Here is a 17776-nt window from a genome sequence, read left to right on the forward strand (position 1 = left end):
TCAACTTTCAGCTTGAGGATTCGCAGCTTGCATGGAGTTGATCGCTTGCTTCAAGTCTTGAACTCTTTGGCTCCCTAGCAATGCAGGATCTTGAATGAGCGAAATTGTTGACAGGGCTGTAGTACAGCGGCGTTCTTGATGGAATTGTTCAGCCAGTTCTAAGACCGTTGAATTCTTAAACCAGGTCTTTCTCACCTGGGCATATTGCTGCTGCGCTGGAGTATTAGCAGGAATCCTTTCAGCCAGGTCGATCGCACCATTCACATCCCCCTGCTCATATTTGTTCAAGGCTTGCTTGAAAACCTCATCTGCCCACCGCTGTTTAACTTGCAGAAGCGTCTTAGCTTCCTCTGGATTAGCAGGTTGGATTTTGTCAACAGTGGCGATCGCGGCTGAGAAATTGCCTTGTTTCGCTAATTGTTGTGCCTGGTTAACCAAATCAACAGCGCTACTGGATGTTGGAGCGGACGTTGGTTGAGCTTGAGCGACAGAAGGAGATGAAAATATACTAGCTGCCGCAGTTAGGGATGGATAAACCTTCCAAGCAGTGCCGATGATAAAGCTGACAACAGCAATAGCCAAGAAGGACACAATTCGCCTTTTCATACAAAACTCCGTGAAAAAATAGATCGAAAATTTGTGGAGATACTTAAAAAAAAAACATGCCCTGGAGGACATGAATATTGCCCTGGGTAGCTTTCAGGGTGGGGAATTGAATTCGAGTCAGATAGACGAATTCAAACGGCTTTTCTATAAATTAGTTAAACGCAACATTGAGTTTGGTTAAATCACTCGCTGGACAGAGATCTAATACTTTTAAAAACAAAATAAAACGATTGTATTAATTATATTGTCTCCCTTTAAAGATGAAAAAGCCAAACCTGGTGTGTGGTTGGCTAAACTTGCTTGGATTGATAGATCCGAGCTAATGGGGCGCAAGGAAAACGTTAAACGATAACTAGCACTGAGAGCGATTCTGACTTTGGAGAAGAAAGAACACACGGACTGAAATACCAGTAACAAGGGTGCAGAAAATCTTGAGTTTCAGGTGGAGTATCAGACCAGATGAAATCAATGTCAAACTGGAACCGTTCTCTGTTACGAACTAAGACTCTTCGGACTAGTTGCTGAAACTCGATGCTTAGCAACCAGTCTGCACCTTACACTTCAAGTGTTTATTGAACGAAATGTTGAGGCTAAAGAACTCTACCTTCAGATAGAGACACAAATACTTTTAAAATAAACAAAATAGTTTGTGTTGTTTATAGGGTGTAAATAATCAGGCAAGCTCTGTTGTCGCAAGGGGTAGCGAAAAACGAAAAACGGTTCCTTTGTTTAGTTCGCTTTCTACATTAATTTGCCCACCCTGGACTTCTACCAGGTGCTTTGTAATCGCCAATCCGATCCCTGTTCCACATGCATTTTGCCTTCGGGAAGACTCTGATCGCCAAAATCGATCAAACACACGGGGTAAGTCCTCTGGAGCAATTCCAACGCCTGTATCAGAGACTTCAACCCATATCCGCGTGTCATCATTCCAAGCCCGAACGATGACACGCCCTTGTTCCGTGTAGTTCAGGGCATTGCTAATCAAGTTGATGAGAACTTGCCGAACGCGATCGGGATCTGCAAATATATCAGGCAGAATTGTCGAACAATCTAGCTCTAAGCGAATCCCCTTGCGGTTTCTGACCGATAAGGCTCGAACAACGCTCTTCAACAGCAGATTTGGGTCAACCACCTGCAAATGTAATGGGAGATTGCCAGTCTCCACCTTGGAAAGAGTTTTCAAATCCTCTAATAGTCGTGCCATTCGTTCAGCTTCTTTATGGAGTTGCTGTCCGACCGATGGGGTAAGTGACATCTCTCCATGACTCATCAACTCCAAATACCCACGAATCACCGTTAGCGGGTTTCCTAATTCATGTGCCAGGTTCCCAATAACTTCCCGGCGACGCTCTTCTACACCCTGCAAACGGCTCGCCGCACTGTTCAGGGTCAACCCTAATCTATGCAGTTCGGGGATATCGCTGGGAGGAATTCGGGCATTCAGATTACCACGATTAAACTGGCGAATCGCTCGCTCAATTCCTCGCAGTGGACGGTCAATCGTTTCCGTTAGGGACCAGGTAATTAACCCAACGATCACAAAACTAACCAACACAGCCAAGTGAGTTCCCCGGTTATTCACTTGCTCAAATATTTCAAGCAGTCGGTCCGCGTCTTTCTTTTCTGACGCTTGCTTGGATGGGTTGGTTAGTACAGTATCAGAAACTTTCTCTTCAAACGTCTGGGCTTTGTAAATGTGAGCAATACTTGTTGCACTGACTAATGTGACAAGCATCACAAGAAAATTTGTTAGAAGTAGTCGCAGACGCAGGCTGAGAGAGATTCGTCCTTTATGTAGAAGGTCTCTCGCACTCATGGCTAATAATGCTACTTTTTGATAGATTTTTCTGAGAATTAATCAGGAGCATCATCAAAACTATATCCAACTCTTAAATGAGTCTTGATGTAACGCTCTCGATTCTCCAAAGGACAGATCTTATCTCGCAATCGTTTAATGTAACTGTCCATTGAACGTTCGTCCCCCACAAAGTTTTCTCCTCTCACTGCATTTAACAATTGATTTCGGGTAAACACGACTCGTGGTCGAGATGCCATCTTGAAGAGCAAATCAAATTCCACAGGGGACAAAGTGACTGTCGCCCGCTCCCCATCGGGTGCTTGTTGCACAAACACTTCTCGTCGCGCTGGATCGATGAGAAAATGGGGGGTTTCGAGGGGACGGTGATCTGGATGAGTTAACCGCCTTGGTCGCCTGAGCAGCGCCCGGACCCGTGCGATTAACTCCTGGGGGCTAAATGGTTTAGGAAGATAATCATCGGCTCCAGCGGTGTAACCCATGATGCGATCGCCCTCAGAAGTTTTAGCTGTCAGCATCATAATCAATGGATCTTTTTTAGGACTTTTGCGAATTTGTTCGCAGACATCTAACCCATTCAGCTTAGGTAAGTTTAAGTCCAAAATCACTACATCAGGCTCTCTCTGATCAAACAGTTTCAGCCCAGTCTCCCCGTCATGAGCGACAGAGCATGAATAGCCTTCGGCTTCCAAGCACCTGCGAATTAGCGACGCGATATTACGCTCGTCTTCCACTACTAAAATATCCATAACCTAAAACCTATGCGCGTTGATCAGGAAATCGCTATGTGTAGAAAAGCCGTTTTTCTTCGCGCTACTGATGCAATCCCCCCACCAATTTTGACACCAGGCACAGAATTTATCTCTACCTTGATAATGACATTTTTACAAAAAGTCCAGCCTGTTTACAAAAAGTCCAGCCTGCTGACTCTGGATGCTCTCTCTACTTGTTTTAGTACGCAGCAGTGGGCATTTTGGATGCATAGTGCTTGTTTCGGGCAAACAAATTGCCTGTGTCATAGAAATCCTGAGCAGTGCCATATTCATGCCATATCGCCTATCTAATCTCAAAACTAGAACCCTCATTCACCCAGTCCTATGACCTGGTTTCCTAATCATTGAGAGAACGATATGCCAACAACCACAAACTTTGCTCCTTCCCCTGATGTGACCGCTGCTGAGGCAACTCGTCAAAAGCTGGAACTATCACTGTCAATGCCTTTAGCTTCAGAAGACGCTCCTCTTGTCATCTCTCAATCAGAGCCGCACAAGAGCTTTGGCTTGCGATTGCTGTTTGCTCGATTCCTCACTCGTGAATTTCGCGCCCGCTTGAAAAAGTCTGCACCCTGGCTGGTTGCAGGTGGGGTTTTGGGCTTAAACCTGGTCTTGCACGCTCCCATGTTTGTGTTGGGTGCCACGCTTGCGGCTCTGACGGTTCGAGTTGTCAAAGGCATTATCAAGAGCAATGCCTTGTGCCAACGCATTTGGCGATCGCTGTTGGAAAAAGCTGGCATTCCTGCACACAAATTGCCCTGGCTTTCCGTCTGCTTCGGTTCTGGTGCCTGGTTGGGTGTAGCATTTCCGTCCCACGCCTTATTCTTTCAAGCTGCTGAGGAGTATGTTCAGACCATTTTTGCAGGTGCAAATACGGGTGGTGGAGCAGCGGGTGTTGATGGACTCATCCCTTTGCTATTTGGTACGCTGCGGGTTATTTTCGTCCTCTACATCGGAATTGCACTGGTTCGTGTGATCAACGCCTTTAGAAATGATGAAGACTGGCAAACAGCCGCCAGAATTCCGTTGATCACAGTTCTGTGTATTGTGATTGGAGATGCCCTCTCTACCTTGATCGTGACGTAAGGAGTGGTTGCTGCTTCTCAACGAAGGAAATTCTATTTTGTCCTAAGTTCCCAACAATTTTTGTCCTTCAATATGCCTACTGAACACGACTACAACTTTGACGAATTCATTCCTGTTAACCAGGTGCTCAACTCAAAGCCTCAGCTCGGTCCTATTCCAGGAGAACAGGTAATTCCGTGGGTTGTGATTGCTATCATTTCCTACGTTCTTTGCCAGGGCGTTTTCGGACTTGGTTGGCTACCCACGCTGCTTGTTGTTGTCTGGGGTTGTGCCAGTTGGTGGGTGTTAACTGGAAATGAGGGTTGGCGGTTCTTGAGCAAGTTTCATGGGGTGCCAACCTGGAAGCAAGGCGGACCCGTTCAATATGAAAGCTTGCTTGATCAGCCGTCTTCCTTACGCAAAGATAAACGCGCTGCAACTTGTTCCAGCAAGAAAGTAAGAAGAGGAAGACTCAGGTGCAACGGAGGATAGCGAGATGAAGCCTAAATTAGGTAAGCAGCGGGTGGCAGTAATTGAACGAAACAAGAAGCAAACAGTTACGCAAACCGCGTTTGAAGACTTCAATCATCTGGAAGGTTTTGCCCAGATCAATCTGAAGGGGCGGAGTGTAGGGGCTGCGCTGCTTCAAAAGGGCAAAAACCGATTTTGCTTTGTGTTTGGATTTAAGGCAACTGGAATCCACGACACGCTCAAGCCAGACCAAGTTCAACCTACTTTAAGGGGGTTTGAATCTGCTTTGAAGGAATTGCCCAATGGAGAACGGTTGACGGTTCACCTTAGCTCTTTTACCTCTGATAGCGATCGCCAAGCAGAACTAGATCGATTGCTGAGTAGAGCACCTTCATCCGAGCTGCGTCTGCTGTTGATGAGTGAAAAAGCGAGAGCACAGGAATTAAAAAATTCTGGCACTCGCAAACCCAAGTCCCTCTATCTCTATGCCACCTATACCATCGAACCCAACCAGAAAGTGACAAATGATGCTGACTGGATTGAAAAAGCTTTAGCAAAAGGGGTTGAGGTTTGGGAATTATTCAAAGGCAATGGCGATCGCGTTGTGCAAGAACGATTTGAAACAATGCTCCAGCGTGCTTTTAGTGAAGGCTACTTGCGCTGGGAGCATTTGCTCAATATCAAAATGGGGTTGGACATTAAGCCCATGAGTGTCCAGGACATTTGGACACAAGTGTGGCATCGATTTAACTGGAGTCCTGCCCCTCCGGTTCCACAGCATATTGTGATGTCTGAGCGGGGCATCCAAGAAATCGTTCAAAACGATGTTCACGCTGTCAGTACTCTCATACAAGGGGAGTATGGGTACTCCAATGTCCCGCAAGCAGATCGACGCTGGCTTAAGGTGAAAGGAAAGTATGTTGGCGCTTTGACCTTTAATGCTAAACCGGGTGGCTTCAACAATATGAGCGGGCAATTGCGCTACCTCTGGGATGTCCTCTGCCGTCCGCATGTCGTTGATACTGAAATTTTCTGTCAGATCACCAGTCGCAACTCTACACTGGTGAAAACCAATGTGCAGCGCATTCTTAAACAAAGTAATGTGGCAGCACAATTGGCAGAACAAAGCCGCAGTATTGACGTAGCGGCGCAGGTCAAAGTCCGGCGATCGGTACAGGCACAGGAAAAGCTCTATGAAGGGGCTGTTCCAGTCAATATTGCGACCGTCTTTCTAGTTCACCGAAACAATCTAGATCAATTGGATGAGGCATGTGCTGCTTTATCTGATTGCTTCCTGTTGCCTGCCAAAGTGATTCGTGAAACTGAAATTGCATGGCGCGTTTGGCTGCAAACACTGCCGATCTCCTGGGAAAGATTGTTAAGTGCGCCATTCAAACGGCAGCTCACATACCTGACCAGTGAAGCACCGGGTCTGATTCCTCTGACCTTGACTCATCCAGGTGACTCTAAAGGCTTTGAACTGGTTGCTGATGATGGGGGTACTCCCGTCCGAATTGACTTCATTGAGGAACATCGGAATATTGCCGTGTTTGGCACGACCCGCTCCGGGAAATCAGTTCTGGTATCGGGGGCAATGTCACAGTTTCTCGCTGAAGGCTACCCGATCGTCTGTCTGGACTATCCCAAACCAGATGGCACCTCAACCTTCACTGACTATGCTGAATTTCTTAAACCCAGAGCTGCGTATTTCGACATTGGACGTGAGTCCAACAATCTATTTGAGATGCCAGATCTACGGCATTTGAACTTAGACGAAGAGAAGCTACGTGAACGGTTTGAGGAATATCGCTCCTTCCTGGAGGGAGCACTGGTCACGATGGTCTTGCCAACCACTCAGCAAGATCCCCTGTTGGAGAAGACGGTACGGGCACTGATCGGTCGAGCATTGGGCAACTTCTTCAAAGACCCCGACATTCGCAAGCGATATGACGAGGCTCAAGAAAATGGATTTGGCTCAGTGGCTTGGAATGATACTCCAACCCTGGCTGATTTCATGCAGTTTTGCTCTCTAGAAAAATTAGGAGTAGAAGATGAAATTGGCGTTGTTCGGAGTGCTCATTCGCAGATTCAGCTTCAACTAGAATACTGGCTAGGTTCTCGTGTGGGACGCGCAATCAGCCGACCTTCGTCATTTCCAACCGATGCTCAACTGCTGGTTTTTGCACTGCGAAATATCTCCAATGAAAATGAAGCTGCTGTACTCTCGTTGAGTGCCTATTCAGCCGCACTTAGACGAGCGTTGGAAAGTCCAAAGTCAATCTTTTTTATTGACGAGTCTCCGATTCTGTTTGCGTTTTCAACGATCGCTCGCTTAATTGGACGATTGTGTGCCAACGGTGCTAAGGCTGGGATTCGCACATTTCTATCTGCACAAGATCCTGGCACAATCGTCAACTCTGTTGCTGGGTCGCAAATTATGGAAAACATGAATACGCGACTTGTGGGACGGATTCAACCGATCGCCGTCGAATCATTCGTTAAAAACCTCTCCTACGAACGCTCAATTATTGCTCGAAATGCAGGAGAGTTCTTCTTTCCAAAACGCTCAGAACTTTACTCCAACTGGTTATTAGACATTAATGGCACTTATACCTACTGTCGTTATTATCCCAGCCCAATACAAATTGCGGCAGTTGCTAACAATCCGGATGAGCAGATTGCTCGAACCCGTGTCTTAGCCCAATATCCCAGTGATCATCTGCTGGGAATGGCAAAGTTTGCCGAGCAGTATGTAAAAGCGATTCGTTCTGGTTCTAGCCTCAATGAGATTGGGGCATCTCCGACACCGACTCATTCTCATTCAAGGAATATCCTCTACCATGCTGCCTGAATCTTCTTTACAAACTACAAACTCAACTTTGAAGACGGTACAACCGCCTGTCCAACCAAAACGTGCTACGCAATCTCAGTTCAAACTATGGGCTTGGACATTAATGCTGATTATTACAGGAATAGGAATTGTTCCGATTGCCAAAGCCGCTCCCTTAGATGAACTGACAGGCACATTACAGCAAACAGTCACAGATGTCACTCAGAAGGCACTTAACCCGATCGGGCAGATCCAACAACAGATTGGCGATACCGTTGGCGGACTGACTCGCCCACTCGAAAATCTGGGGAATTTTGGAAACATATTTGGTGGAGGCAACCCAATCGGAAACCTCTTAAATCCATTCACTCAGCAGATCTCACAATACTTCCAGGTATTCAACGATTTCATTAACCGCAGCATGTCCAATATTTTTGGCGATGTGTTGGGTGGCATTTTTGGTAATGGTACAAATTCTGCTAACGGCACTGGAGACAACGGAGACAGCAGTCCTACAGGAGCATTGGGACTTCCTGACTTTGAAGCCGTGCATCAACAGATTGAGCAACAGACAGTCGATGGTGGCGCGAATGGGGCAGCGAACGCTCAAATGCAGAAAGTAGACCAGTTTAACCTCAACCCCTTAGTGCTGGCGCAATCCGTCAAGTCTGAAACGGATCGAACAATGAACCGAGGAATGGCATCTAGTGTGGTTGGCAAAGCAGGTCAAAACGCAATGGTGCAGGAATTACAGGGTGCGGGACAAACGCTCCAAACCATTCAGAGCAAAGCTCAAGAAGCCCAGGGAAAAGATGTTACGCAAGATGTGATGAAAGACCTGGTGACATTACAAGCGGGACAATCTGCTCTGCAAGGAGGGGCTTACACCAACCTGATGCTCTTGCGTCAACAAACGGCGGCAAACAGTCTTGTGATGTCTAACATCTCCGATGCGGTTGACGAAACAAATCGAATGCAGCATTCAGAAAAAATTGCCGGAGCCGTTAGCTTGATTCAGGCTTCTGGAAATGTTTACCTGCCTGGAGTTACAGGTAATCAAACAAATGATAATCCATAGTTAGACAAAAGCTGCTCAATGCCATACGGCAGTCAGATCGCCTGACTACCGTAAAAATATCGATTGATAAGAGACCTTGACTCATGCTGAATCTTCTCTCTTCTTCCTTGCTTGGCGCACTTGGTGCTGGAGACATTCTTCAACGCGGCATTGACACCACGCAAGGGATTGCCCAAGCCTGGAATAATCACTGGCTCAACATTTTTCAAAGTCAGCTATATGCCACGATCGTTGGAATGGCTGGGCTATTTGCGGCAGGTTCGCTAGTCTTTTTCATGCTGCAATTCATTCGCCGTATGGTTCATGAAGAAGACTATCACTCAGCCTTACAAAGCCTGCTTATCCCGCTTGTCATCGTTGTTCTGCTAGCTAACAATGGCAACCTGCTAGGAAAGATTACCTTTAGTTTGCGAGGAGTCATCCACAACGTTTCAGAGCAGGTCTTATCAACCACGCTCCTGGAGGTCAAACTCCAGGATGCGATTCAAGCCTCTGTGGATAAAGGGGCGGTGTCAAGCCAGATTGGGGCGTTGCTGAGTCAATGTCAGGGGATGGTTGGGGAGCGGCAGGTTGAGTGTATGAAAAACGCTAACCAGCAAGCCCAGCAAGTGATTCAGGATTATCAGTCGAAGCATCCTGTGGGAAACGCTTTCGCAGATTTGGGTAATTTGCTGTCTCAAACTCCAAACCTGCGTGCTGCTCAAGGTGCTGGTGAAGCGTTTGAAGGTGGTCTTGATCAAGGTCTCTTATTTGGTGGAGCGAGCTATGCGGCTGGTTTTCTAGGTGCTATCTCTCAATCTCTCGTTCAAGTTGTGCTATTAGCATTTCAATGGGCGTTCGCCAATATCCTCGAAATTGCCATGCTGCTCACTGGATTGATGGGACCGATCGCGGTAGCAGGCGCATTCTTATATGACGGCAAATCAATGTGGGCGTGGTTAACCGGGTTCTTTTCTCTGGGAATGGCGCAGGTTTGCTACAACATCATCGTGGGAGTCGCAGCGGTGGTAGTCGTCAATGCCGAAGTGACAGACACAATGGGCTTTCTGGTGATTATTGCTCTGCTTGCACCCGCTCTGGCTCTGGCATTAGCAGCTGGCGGTGGAATGACTGTTTTCCATGTGATTAACAGTGGCGCAGTTGGAATGCTGTCAACCGTTGCTGCCAATGTCCCTGGACTCAAGAATTTCCGTGGCATTCTCGCTCGGTAGTCCATCACTCACCCATTTGAGGCTTAGGTCATCATGCAGTTATTGAGTAAGAAACGACGGTTTGATTCGTCAGATATTCTCCCGATGTTCGCGCTTGGCACGTTGGGACTTCAAATTTTGATTTTGTTTCTAACTCTTGCTATCGCGACTGGAACCTGGGCAGTGGCTCGAAAACCGTCTCCTTCAATGGTGCAACTTGACAATGGGCGATCGATTGCGATGGAACCAGTCGATCACTTTTCTCGAACGCCAGTCACGGTTCACCAGTTTGTCAAAAATGGGTTAGGAATGCTGTTCACCTGGAATGCAAAGCTTACTTCTAAAAATGGGGCAGGAGCGACCGGTCAAGCAAGCCGAGGATCGTTAAGTGATCCAGGAGTTCAGGTGGGCAGAGGTCGAATTACAACTGGAACATGGCAAGCTTCGTTCATGGTGGCTGAGGATTTTCGCAATCCGTTTCTGCAAGAGGTTGCCAAAATGACCCCGAACGGCGTGTTCAGCAATGCGGCTCAAAGCGTCTTGAGCTTTGAATCGGTTTCAGATCCAAAGCCAGTCAAACCGGGAATATGGCAGGTCGATGTGGTTGCCAACCTACTGATTTTCGACGGTGCAAATCCGCAAGGGCGTGTCATTCCATTCAACAAATCTGTTTTTGTGCAAGCGGTTGAGCCGACCAGTGACCCTCTACCAGAAAACTCCACTCCAATTCAACAAGCCGTCTATCAAGCGCAGCAAAGCGGATTACGCATTACCGAAATGCGTGATCTGGAGATTCAGCAGCTTACCCGTTAGACCTCGCTACCAACCTCGCAACGATTAGACCTCGATATCATGCATCCCTCTTCCCAATCCTCCAATCCTCAACAATCCACATCCTCAGAGTGGGATGATCTTGCGGCGATGACGGGTTTTGTCTTGGAACCTCCTCCCGGCAAGCCTGCTCCACCTTCAACGGCAACTGCCGTTCTTGAACGAGAGTCTGCTTCTGACCAGCCAGAAATTCTAGAGGAAACCGTTGACCTAGAAGCATTCGATCCAGAGGCTTCAGAGGAAGAGTTCCTGCTTGACCCCGAAGATCTGGAAGGGGAAGAGGCGTATTCCACCGCTAAAACAAAAACTCCAATCTGGAGTGATCCATTTGCCAAAGCTGGACTGGTCTCAATCCTGATGGCAGGTGCGGTCGGCACGGTGGGTTTGTTCCTTTTGAGTGTGAATAGTTGGGATGACAAAGCTGCCACAAAACCGCCTCCGCCATCCCCTGAGCCGACACCGACCGCTGATCCATCAGCACAGGAGATCGGCAGACTCAAGACTGAAACAGCTCTAAGAACCCAAACGCAAACGATCGCGCAAACCAAACAGAATACTGCTCCACGTCTTCCCACCAAACCAAACACTCAGAAGAGTCCGCTTAAGACTGCTTCAACGAGGTCGTTATCTTCCACCCCGGTTCGTACTCCCGCCCCCGTTGCAGTCGCTCCACCTGTCCGCAGCTATACCCCGGTTATTAGCCCTTCCCCGATTGCACGTTCTGCACCTTTGACAGATAAGCCGCTTAACTCAGTTCCAGAAAACAAAGAGCCGAACCAGGCATGGCAAGATGCAGTAAGGGTTGGTAGCTTTGGTCAGGGGAACGATGGAGGAGAGGATCTCTCTACTGCTGAACCGGCGATGGACTCGTCTGTTTCACCCTCTTCCCTGGGCACTCCTTCCTCTACACCATCGGCAGTAACAGCACAATCTAAGTCTTTGAACAGCGGCGATACTCGCCACCAGGAATTTGGTAGTCCGCAGCGGTACGACGCTGATGTGAATGCCATCATGACGGGTGAGCCAAGTCAGGTATCCCAATTGATGCCTGGATCTACGGCAGCCGCCACGCTCAACACCCCGATTGTGTGGGCAGAAGATATCCAGCAAAAGCAGCCGCAGCAATTCACAGTTCAACTCAATGAACCCTTGCTTGGATCAGATGGCTCAGTCGCGCTTCCGGCTGGAACAGAGTTGGTTGCTCAAGTGGATGCGGTGTCTGATAGCGGCATGGTTCAACTTTCTGTTTCCTCCGTTGTTATCCCTTCTGCCGCAGGCTCTCAAATCGTTCAGGCACCACCAGGCTCGCTGACGATCACGGGCGAGGGTGGCAATCCAGTCATGGCGGACAACATCAACAGAGAGAGGGGCAGATTCGGTAAAGACCTGATGGTGGCGCTCACGGGTGCATTGGGTCAGACTGGCAAACTGTTAAATCGCCCTCAAAGCGAGAGTGTAACCTCAACTCCCTCTCTGTCATCCTCCAACATCACGAACGGTAAGACCGACATTGGCGGTGCATTGCTTGAAGGGGCATTTGGGGCAGTGCAGAAGCAAATGACCGATCGCAATCAACAGTCAGCAGAGAGCAACCGCAATCGAACAAAAGTTTGGCGGGTTCCTGCCGGAAAGCAACTTCAAGTACAAACCAATTCCATATTTGAGGTGGCGCGATGAAAAAGCATCTGCTTTCTTTAACAATGATTCCACTGCTCGTCGGTATTGTGTTCAGTTCTATCACTCCGGCGATCGCCGCGGCGATCGTGCAACAAGTATCTCAATCTCAGGCACAAGGGCTAAAGGGCAATGGCGCACACGTTACCGTTTGGCAGGGATCTGGCACTAATATCGATTTCACCCGAACAGGTGAGACGATTTTAAGAGCTTGGCTCGACGACCCCAGTAAGATCGCAGTTGATTTTGATGGTTCGTTAGGAAAGCGCTCTGGAGCCAGTATTGTCCACTTAAAGCGTGTGACAGGAATTCAGTTCCCCAATATTCCTCGAACAGAATCGACCCTGTTGACGGTCATTACTCAATCGCAATACGGCAGAAAAACTTACCTATTCCAGGTTGGTTACGGGTCTGGTAAGCCCCAATATGCCTCCATTGCGGTCACACCCGATCATCAAAACCTGATTGATGGGGGTGGAGTGGTTGTGGCTGGCAATCGTACCGCCAGCTGGAACGATGTTGAACGCGGACTGCAACGGGCACTGAGCCAGCGGTTAATTTCCTCATCTAGCCCGGTAGCAAAGCGTGTACGGACGTTTTTAACTCAAGTTCGTAACGGGATGCCGATGCAGCAAGCGGCGCAGCGATCGCAACTATCACTAGCCGTTGTGTCCAAACTGGCTGAAATGGGGTACTCAACAACAACTCCTGCGACACTCCCAAATCCCTCATCCCCTGCTCCTTCTGTTTTTCCCTCGTCTGTAACCCCTGCCTCAAGTTCGCAGTCAACTTCAACTCCTGGAGGTGTGTAACACTATGTCCTCTCGTCGTGTTATTCCTATTGTTCTTGCTGCTGTCTGCTGGGGGTTTACATCACTTCCAACAAAAGCCGCCAGTATTCCGACCGTAACGGTTCAACAAGGCGAACGATCCGCCACTGCCCCAAACTGGGAGGCTCTAACGTTTGCTAAATTACCCAGGCTTCAAACATCGGGAGCGGTTGGATTGCGCTCTTGGCGAACAGGTCAACCGTTGGATCAAGTCCTTACCCTGAGCGACTTTGAACACAACTTCCGCCTGCAAGACTTGAACTTATTTACGATTGCGGTTGGTACTCAAGTTTCACCGGAAGCAGTCAAATTGAGCCAGTTCAAGCTGTTTGAGCGTCAAACGTTAGCCGATTTAGTTGGGGCAATTCCAAAGTTGGGTACTCAACCGATCGCTAAGGTGCCGTTACTCAAAGATCGGCTCAGTGTAGTCTTTCCACGTCCCAACCTGGCTCGCACGCTCAATGAAATCATTACCAGCGATCCGCAACTAGGAACCGTTAACTTTATCAACTTTGATTTATCGCGCTATACGCTCAAAGATGTTCCAGGATTGTTGTCTGTACCATTGCAACGATTTCAGTTCTGGCAGACTGCTCGAATGAGCGATGTTCCTGGGCTAAAAGAATTGCCCTGGAGCTTCTTTCCGGTTCCGCCTCAATCCAGTGGCTCTGTTGGCATCATGAAGCTGACTGGCAAGTTGGGGGTTAACAGTCTATCGGGAAGTGATATTGCTGGGTACAGAGTGCCTTGTAACACCATTACCTGCTCTGGAATTCAGTTATCTGGCGATCAAGCCATTCATCGAAAAGTTTGGCTGACAGGTCGGCAACTGGTTCAAGGTGGACAGGGGGAAGGTGCTCAGTTGAGTAATGGGCTTGAACCAACTGGGCGTAATATCTTCAGCAATGCTTTTAAGGTCGTGCTAACAGAAGCGAGTCAGCAAAGCATCAAGACAGCTTTGTATTTTCGTGCTTGTCAACTGTCCTCATCAATCGAACCCAATTGTTCCCCATTCGTGATTGGACCTGTTCCTTTCATCAGCTATCGCCCTGGTGATGGCATTGTCGTAGGTGACATTGAGGATGACACCGAAACGGCTGAGGTGAAACAGGTACACGGCTTTGCCGTTACCGCAAGGGTCGCGCAACCACTTAAACCCGAAACGCCACAAGAACCTGTTCCAATCATTGAGCCGGACGACCCACGCGAAACGCTCCAAGAAAAGCTACTAGCACTTACAGAAGGCTTACGGCAGTGGCTTAAAACGGTATTCCCTGATCTCACCGCTTGAGGTTGAAATGCAACCCTCTCCCTTGATGCAATCCCAAACAATCGCCTTCCGTGCCAGTGAGCCAAATACGTTTGTCCAGAGTGGCTCTCAGTATGGGGGTGGAATCCTCCAGTCCCTTAAAGGGGGCAATGGTCTCATGCTGCTGATTGTGGCGATTGGCTGGATTTCCCTCGCCTGGTTAGGGAAAGGTCGGAAGAATGGCAACAAGATCGCCACCGGCTACCTGGCTGGCGATCGCGAAAAACGAACTGCTCGTAAACGTGCTCTAGACCAACTGGAAAAGCGTAAGCACAATGCGGTGACGCTTTATGCCGGACTGTTTAAGCGCAATGACAAAGGGAAACCTGTTGCTGGAAAGAAAACACTTTGGATTCCGGACGCAAACCGGGGGATTGCTGTGTGTGGTGGACCTGGATCAGGGAAAACCTTCTCACTGATTAATCCGGCGATTCGCTCTGCCATTCAAGAAGGCATCCCCTTGTGTATTTACGATTTCAAATATCCAGAGCAGGCAGAATTGCTCGTGCCGTTTGCGGCAAAGCATGGGTACGATGTCAAAGTGTTTGCTCCAGGCTTTGAAGAATCTGAAGTTTGTAACCCCTTAGACTTCCTCCACAGCCCTGATGATGCGTTAATGGCGCGGCAAATTGCGACGGTGATGAACCGTAACTTTGCGCTCTCTGCCAACGCTTCGGAAGACAAATTTTTCGCCGATGCCGGAGACCAGTTGACCCAGGCGATGCTGATGCTGGCAAAGGGTTTACCAGCGCCCGACATTCTGACTGCATCCACCATTCTGAGCCTGTCGAAACTGCCAGAACGAATTCAAGCGGCGTGGGAACGGAGTGAATCCGGTCAGGGGCATCCCATTAGCCAGTGGGTTTATCTGGCGTTCTCGCAGCTTCTACAACTGGCAGGCAGTGAAAAAACAGTATCAGGGGTCGTTGGAACAGCAAGCAAAGTCTTTAGCCGTTTCCTTAGCCCGGAACTGGTGGGTGCGTTTTGTGGACCCACCACACTGCCATTAGACCTGGAAGGCAAACGCATGATTGTGTTAGGTCTCGATCGCCAGCGCCGGGATGCGGTTGCTCCACTGGTTGCGACTATTCTGCATATGCTGGTGGCTCGCAACGCCCGCAGTGGTCGCAAAGATCCGTTTCTGGTTGCCGTTGACGAGCTGCCCACCGTCTACCTACCAACCCTGACTCAGTGGCTCAACGAGAATCGTTCTCTTGGGCAAGTCACCTTAATTGGCTATCAGAACTTGAACCAATTAGAGAAAGCCTACTCGCGTGAGATCAGCCGCGCCATTCTGGGTGGTTGTGCCACAAAAGCCATTTTCAACCCACAGGAATCCGAGAGCGCCCGGATGTTTAGTGACTATATCGGTGAAGAAGAACTCACCACGCGCCAAAAAAGCCGCAGTACAGGCAAAGGTGGGGGCAGTACCAGTACTGGAGAGCATTTGCATAAACGAGCGATCGTAGAGTCTGCACAATTCAATAAGTTTGTTGCTGGAAAATGTGTGTTCATTAATCCCGCCTATGGCACCAGGGATGAAGGCTCGATTCCAATGATCACGAGAATCACGTTACCCAAAGAGGATATTAAGGCGGATGAATGGAGCCGCAGTAAATGGGAAAAAGTGCGACAACGATTAATCGAACGGTCTAAACAAGAATTCTTCTCCGAAGAACATAGCCGAGAACAAATCGCTAAACGAATGGCGATCGCCCAAGAGTATTTCCCAGCGCCAGAAGAGAAACCTGCTAAAGGAGGAACCCGTTCTCAAGAAGACGGAAAAGTCAAAGTCACGTTTTAGGGAGACCTTAATTTATGGCTACAGCACCGATTGAAGAAACGGATACACAAACTCAGCCGATCGCTGAACTGAAAGTGTTTGGCAAAGGCAAGGGAGCAATGGTTTTTGAAGATGTCGCTCTAGCAGTGGCTGAAATTTTAGGGGTACAACCCGAATTGACCCGAAATGAAGATCCCATGCTCAAAATTGATGCCGCACAGTTTGAAACGGTGCAGGCAGGCTTAGAGGAGCGTGGCTATCAAGTTTCTTTCGTTGAAGAGAAGACCGCTAATATCACGTTGCATGGACACAGTGCCACCATCTACGGACAAGCTGCAAAAGATGTGGCTCAAGAGTTTAATTTGCCATTAGGACAAACTAGCAAACAAACTCCCAAAGTAAAACTGGATCGAGATGATGTTGATTCTGTCGCGGAGTGGCTGAAATCTCAAGGCTACAAAGTGGAATCTCAAGAGCTTGAAAGTAACTTGAAGCCCAAAGTGGTTTTCCGAGAGGCACCAGATGGCGAAACCTACCATGTCTATGATGGCTCTGCCAAAAACCTGGCGAAAGCTCTGGAACGTGAACCAGACGAAACGCCGGGTGGGAGACCCATGCTCACTTTTGATCGCGCAGAATACCGACAGATTAAGCAAGAATTCGGTGAGAGCTTAGACATTGCTACCAAGGATCTAAAGCTGGAAGTGACGATCGCAACCTACGACGGCAATAACGGTAAAGGGGCAGTGATTACGGGTGCTGTGGCTCAAGAAGTTGCCGGGGTATTAGGTCTAGAAACAGGCTATACCAAGCCCTCTGCTACAACGGGTACGGCAATGCCTAAACTCAACCTGACTGAATCGCAAATCAAGCCCGCCAAAGAAGCGTTGGAATCGCAAGGGTATAAGGTTTCTTTTAAGGAACTAGAGGCGAGCAATGTTGCCAATGTCAGTTTATATCCAGATGGAGGAGCCGTTCTATTTGGTAAGCCTGCGGAGATTGTTGCTGAAAAAATGGGGGCTTCAATGGAGCAGACAACAAAGCAAACTCCGATGCTAAAACTGTCTCAATCCAATGTGAATGATGCGATCGCGATTCTCAAAAGCGAGGGTTACGAAATCAATACAACAAATCGGCAGTCTGCAAGTCAGCCTGCGGATCAAGCAGAATCCTCCAGCCGCCCACGCCGCGTTGTCAAAGAAGTCACACTTGCCCCAGAGAACCAGACGAATGTCGGAGACTTGATGACCTATTTCCAGGCAGCAGGGGTGGACAAAGCAGATGATAGAGCCACTGGACTATCGCTTGAATATGCTGAAGGGAAGCTAACGGCAATCACCTCTGAAGGTCACACATTGACCGTTGAAGGAGACTCAGTACGAACGAATTTTAACAGTGCTGACTTCAAGGAATTGGCAGATTTTTCACAGAAGACAAATCAGGCTTTAGCAGTAGAAAGCGAGTTTGACTACGATTTTGAAGTTGATGATTAGTAGTCATCGCAATCATGCTTGATG

The 17776-nt window shown here is 48.5% G+C and carries 14 protein-coding genes; 11 read left to right on the forward strand and 3 right to left on the reverse strand.

Features of this window, described 5'->3' with window-relative positions:
- The 3 genes from AB3R30_RS20830 to AB3R30_RS20840 form a co-directional block, all read right to left on the reverse strand.
- Positions 1-582, reverse strand: a complete 582-nt coding sequence (locus AB3R30_RS20830; protein WP_458651128.1) for a hypothetical protein — start codon at positions 580-582, stop codon at positions 1-3.
- Between the two features lie 697 nt (positions 583-1279).
- Positions 1280-2344: a sensor histidine kinase gene (locus AB3R30_RS20835; RefSeq protein ID WP_458651146.1), complete on the reverse strand. Its 1065-nt coding sequence runs from the start codon at positions 2342-2344 to the stop codon at positions 1280-1282.
- 119 nt (positions 2345-2463) lie between these two features.
- Entirely contained in the window at positions 2464-3174 is a 711-nt protein-coding gene (locus AB3R30_RS20840) for a response regulator transcription factor (RefSeq protein WP_458651129.1), read from the reverse strand.
- Between the two features lie 381 nt (positions 3175-3555).
- Between AB3R30_RS20840 and AB3R30_RS20845 the strand changes: the two genes are divergently transcribed.
- From AB3R30_RS20845 to AB3R30_RS20895, 11 genes are all read left to right on the forward strand, one after another.
- Complete coding sequence (locus tag AB3R30_RS20845) at positions 3556-4284, forward strand: hypothetical protein (protein WP_458651130.1); 729 nt, start codon at positions 3556-3558, stop codon at positions 4282-4284.
- A gap of 72 nt (positions 4285-4356) precedes the next feature.
- Positions 4357-4755: a hypothetical protein gene (locus AB3R30_RS20850; RefSeq protein ID WP_458651131.1), complete on the forward strand. Its 399-nt coding sequence runs from the start codon at positions 4357-4359 to the stop codon at positions 4753-4755.
- Between the two features lie 4 nt (positions 4756-4759).
- Entirely contained in the window at positions 4760-7585 is a 2826-nt protein-coding gene (locus tag AB3R30_RS20855; RefSeq protein WP_458651132.1) for a hypothetical protein, read from the forward strand.
- Positions 7575-8642: a hypothetical protein gene (locus AB3R30_RS20860; RefSeq protein WP_458651133.1), complete on the forward strand. Its 1068-nt coding sequence runs from the start codon at positions 7575-7577 to the stop codon at positions 8640-8642. Before AB3R30_RS20855 ends, AB3R30_RS20860 begins: the two co-directional genes overlap by 11 nt.
- Before the next feature lie 83 nt (positions 8643-8725).
- Positions 8726-9853, forward strand: a complete 1128-nt coding sequence (locus AB3R30_RS20865) for a hypothetical protein (protein ID WP_458651134.1) — start codon at positions 8726-8728, stop codon at positions 9851-9853.
- Positions 9854-9886: 33 nt separating this feature from the next.
- Entirely contained in the window at positions 9887-10645 is a 759-nt protein-coding gene (locus AB3R30_RS20870; protein ID WP_458651135.1) for a hypothetical protein, read from the forward strand.
- Between the two features lie 39 nt (positions 10646-10684).
- Positions 10685-12340 carry a TrbI/VirB10 family protein gene (locus AB3R30_RS20875; RefSeq protein ID WP_458651136.1) on the forward strand — a complete coding sequence of 552 codons (1656 nt, stop codon included), beginning with the start codon at positions 10685-10687 and terminating at the stop codon, positions 12338-12340.
- Entirely contained in the window at positions 12337-13149 is an 813-nt protein-coding gene (locus AB3R30_RS20880; protein WP_458651137.1) for a hypothetical protein, read from the forward strand. The genes AB3R30_RS20875 and AB3R30_RS20880 overlap by 4 nt, the downstream gene beginning before the upstream one ends.
- Before the next feature lie 4 nt (positions 13150-13153).
- The gene (locus AB3R30_RS20885) at positions 13154-14458 is read left to right on the forward strand and encodes a hypothetical protein (protein WP_458651138.1); all 1305 of its coding nucleotides are present in this window, start codon (positions 13154-13156) and stop codon (positions 14456-14458) included.
- Between the two features lie 25 nt (positions 14459-14483).
- Positions 14484-16280 carry a type IV secretory system conjugative DNA transfer family protein gene (locus tag AB3R30_RS20890; RefSeq protein WP_458651139.1) on the forward strand — a complete coding sequence of 599 codons (1797 nt, stop codon included), beginning with the start codon at positions 14484-14486 and terminating at the stop codon, positions 16278-16280.
- Positions 16281-16294: 14 nt separating this feature from the next.
- The gene (locus tag AB3R30_RS20895; protein WP_458651140.1) at positions 16295-17752 is read left to right on the forward strand and encodes a hypothetical protein; all 1458 of its coding nucleotides are present in this window, start codon (positions 16295-16297) and stop codon (positions 17750-17752) included.
- The last annotated feature ends 24 nt before the right edge of the window (positions 17753-17776 follow it).

It is taken from the genome of Sivoneniella epilithica UHCC 1019, assembly GCF_040830845.1.
Classification (GTDB): Bacteria; Cyanobacteriota; Cyanobacteriia; order Leptolyngbyales; family Leptolyngbyaceae; genus ULC077BIN1.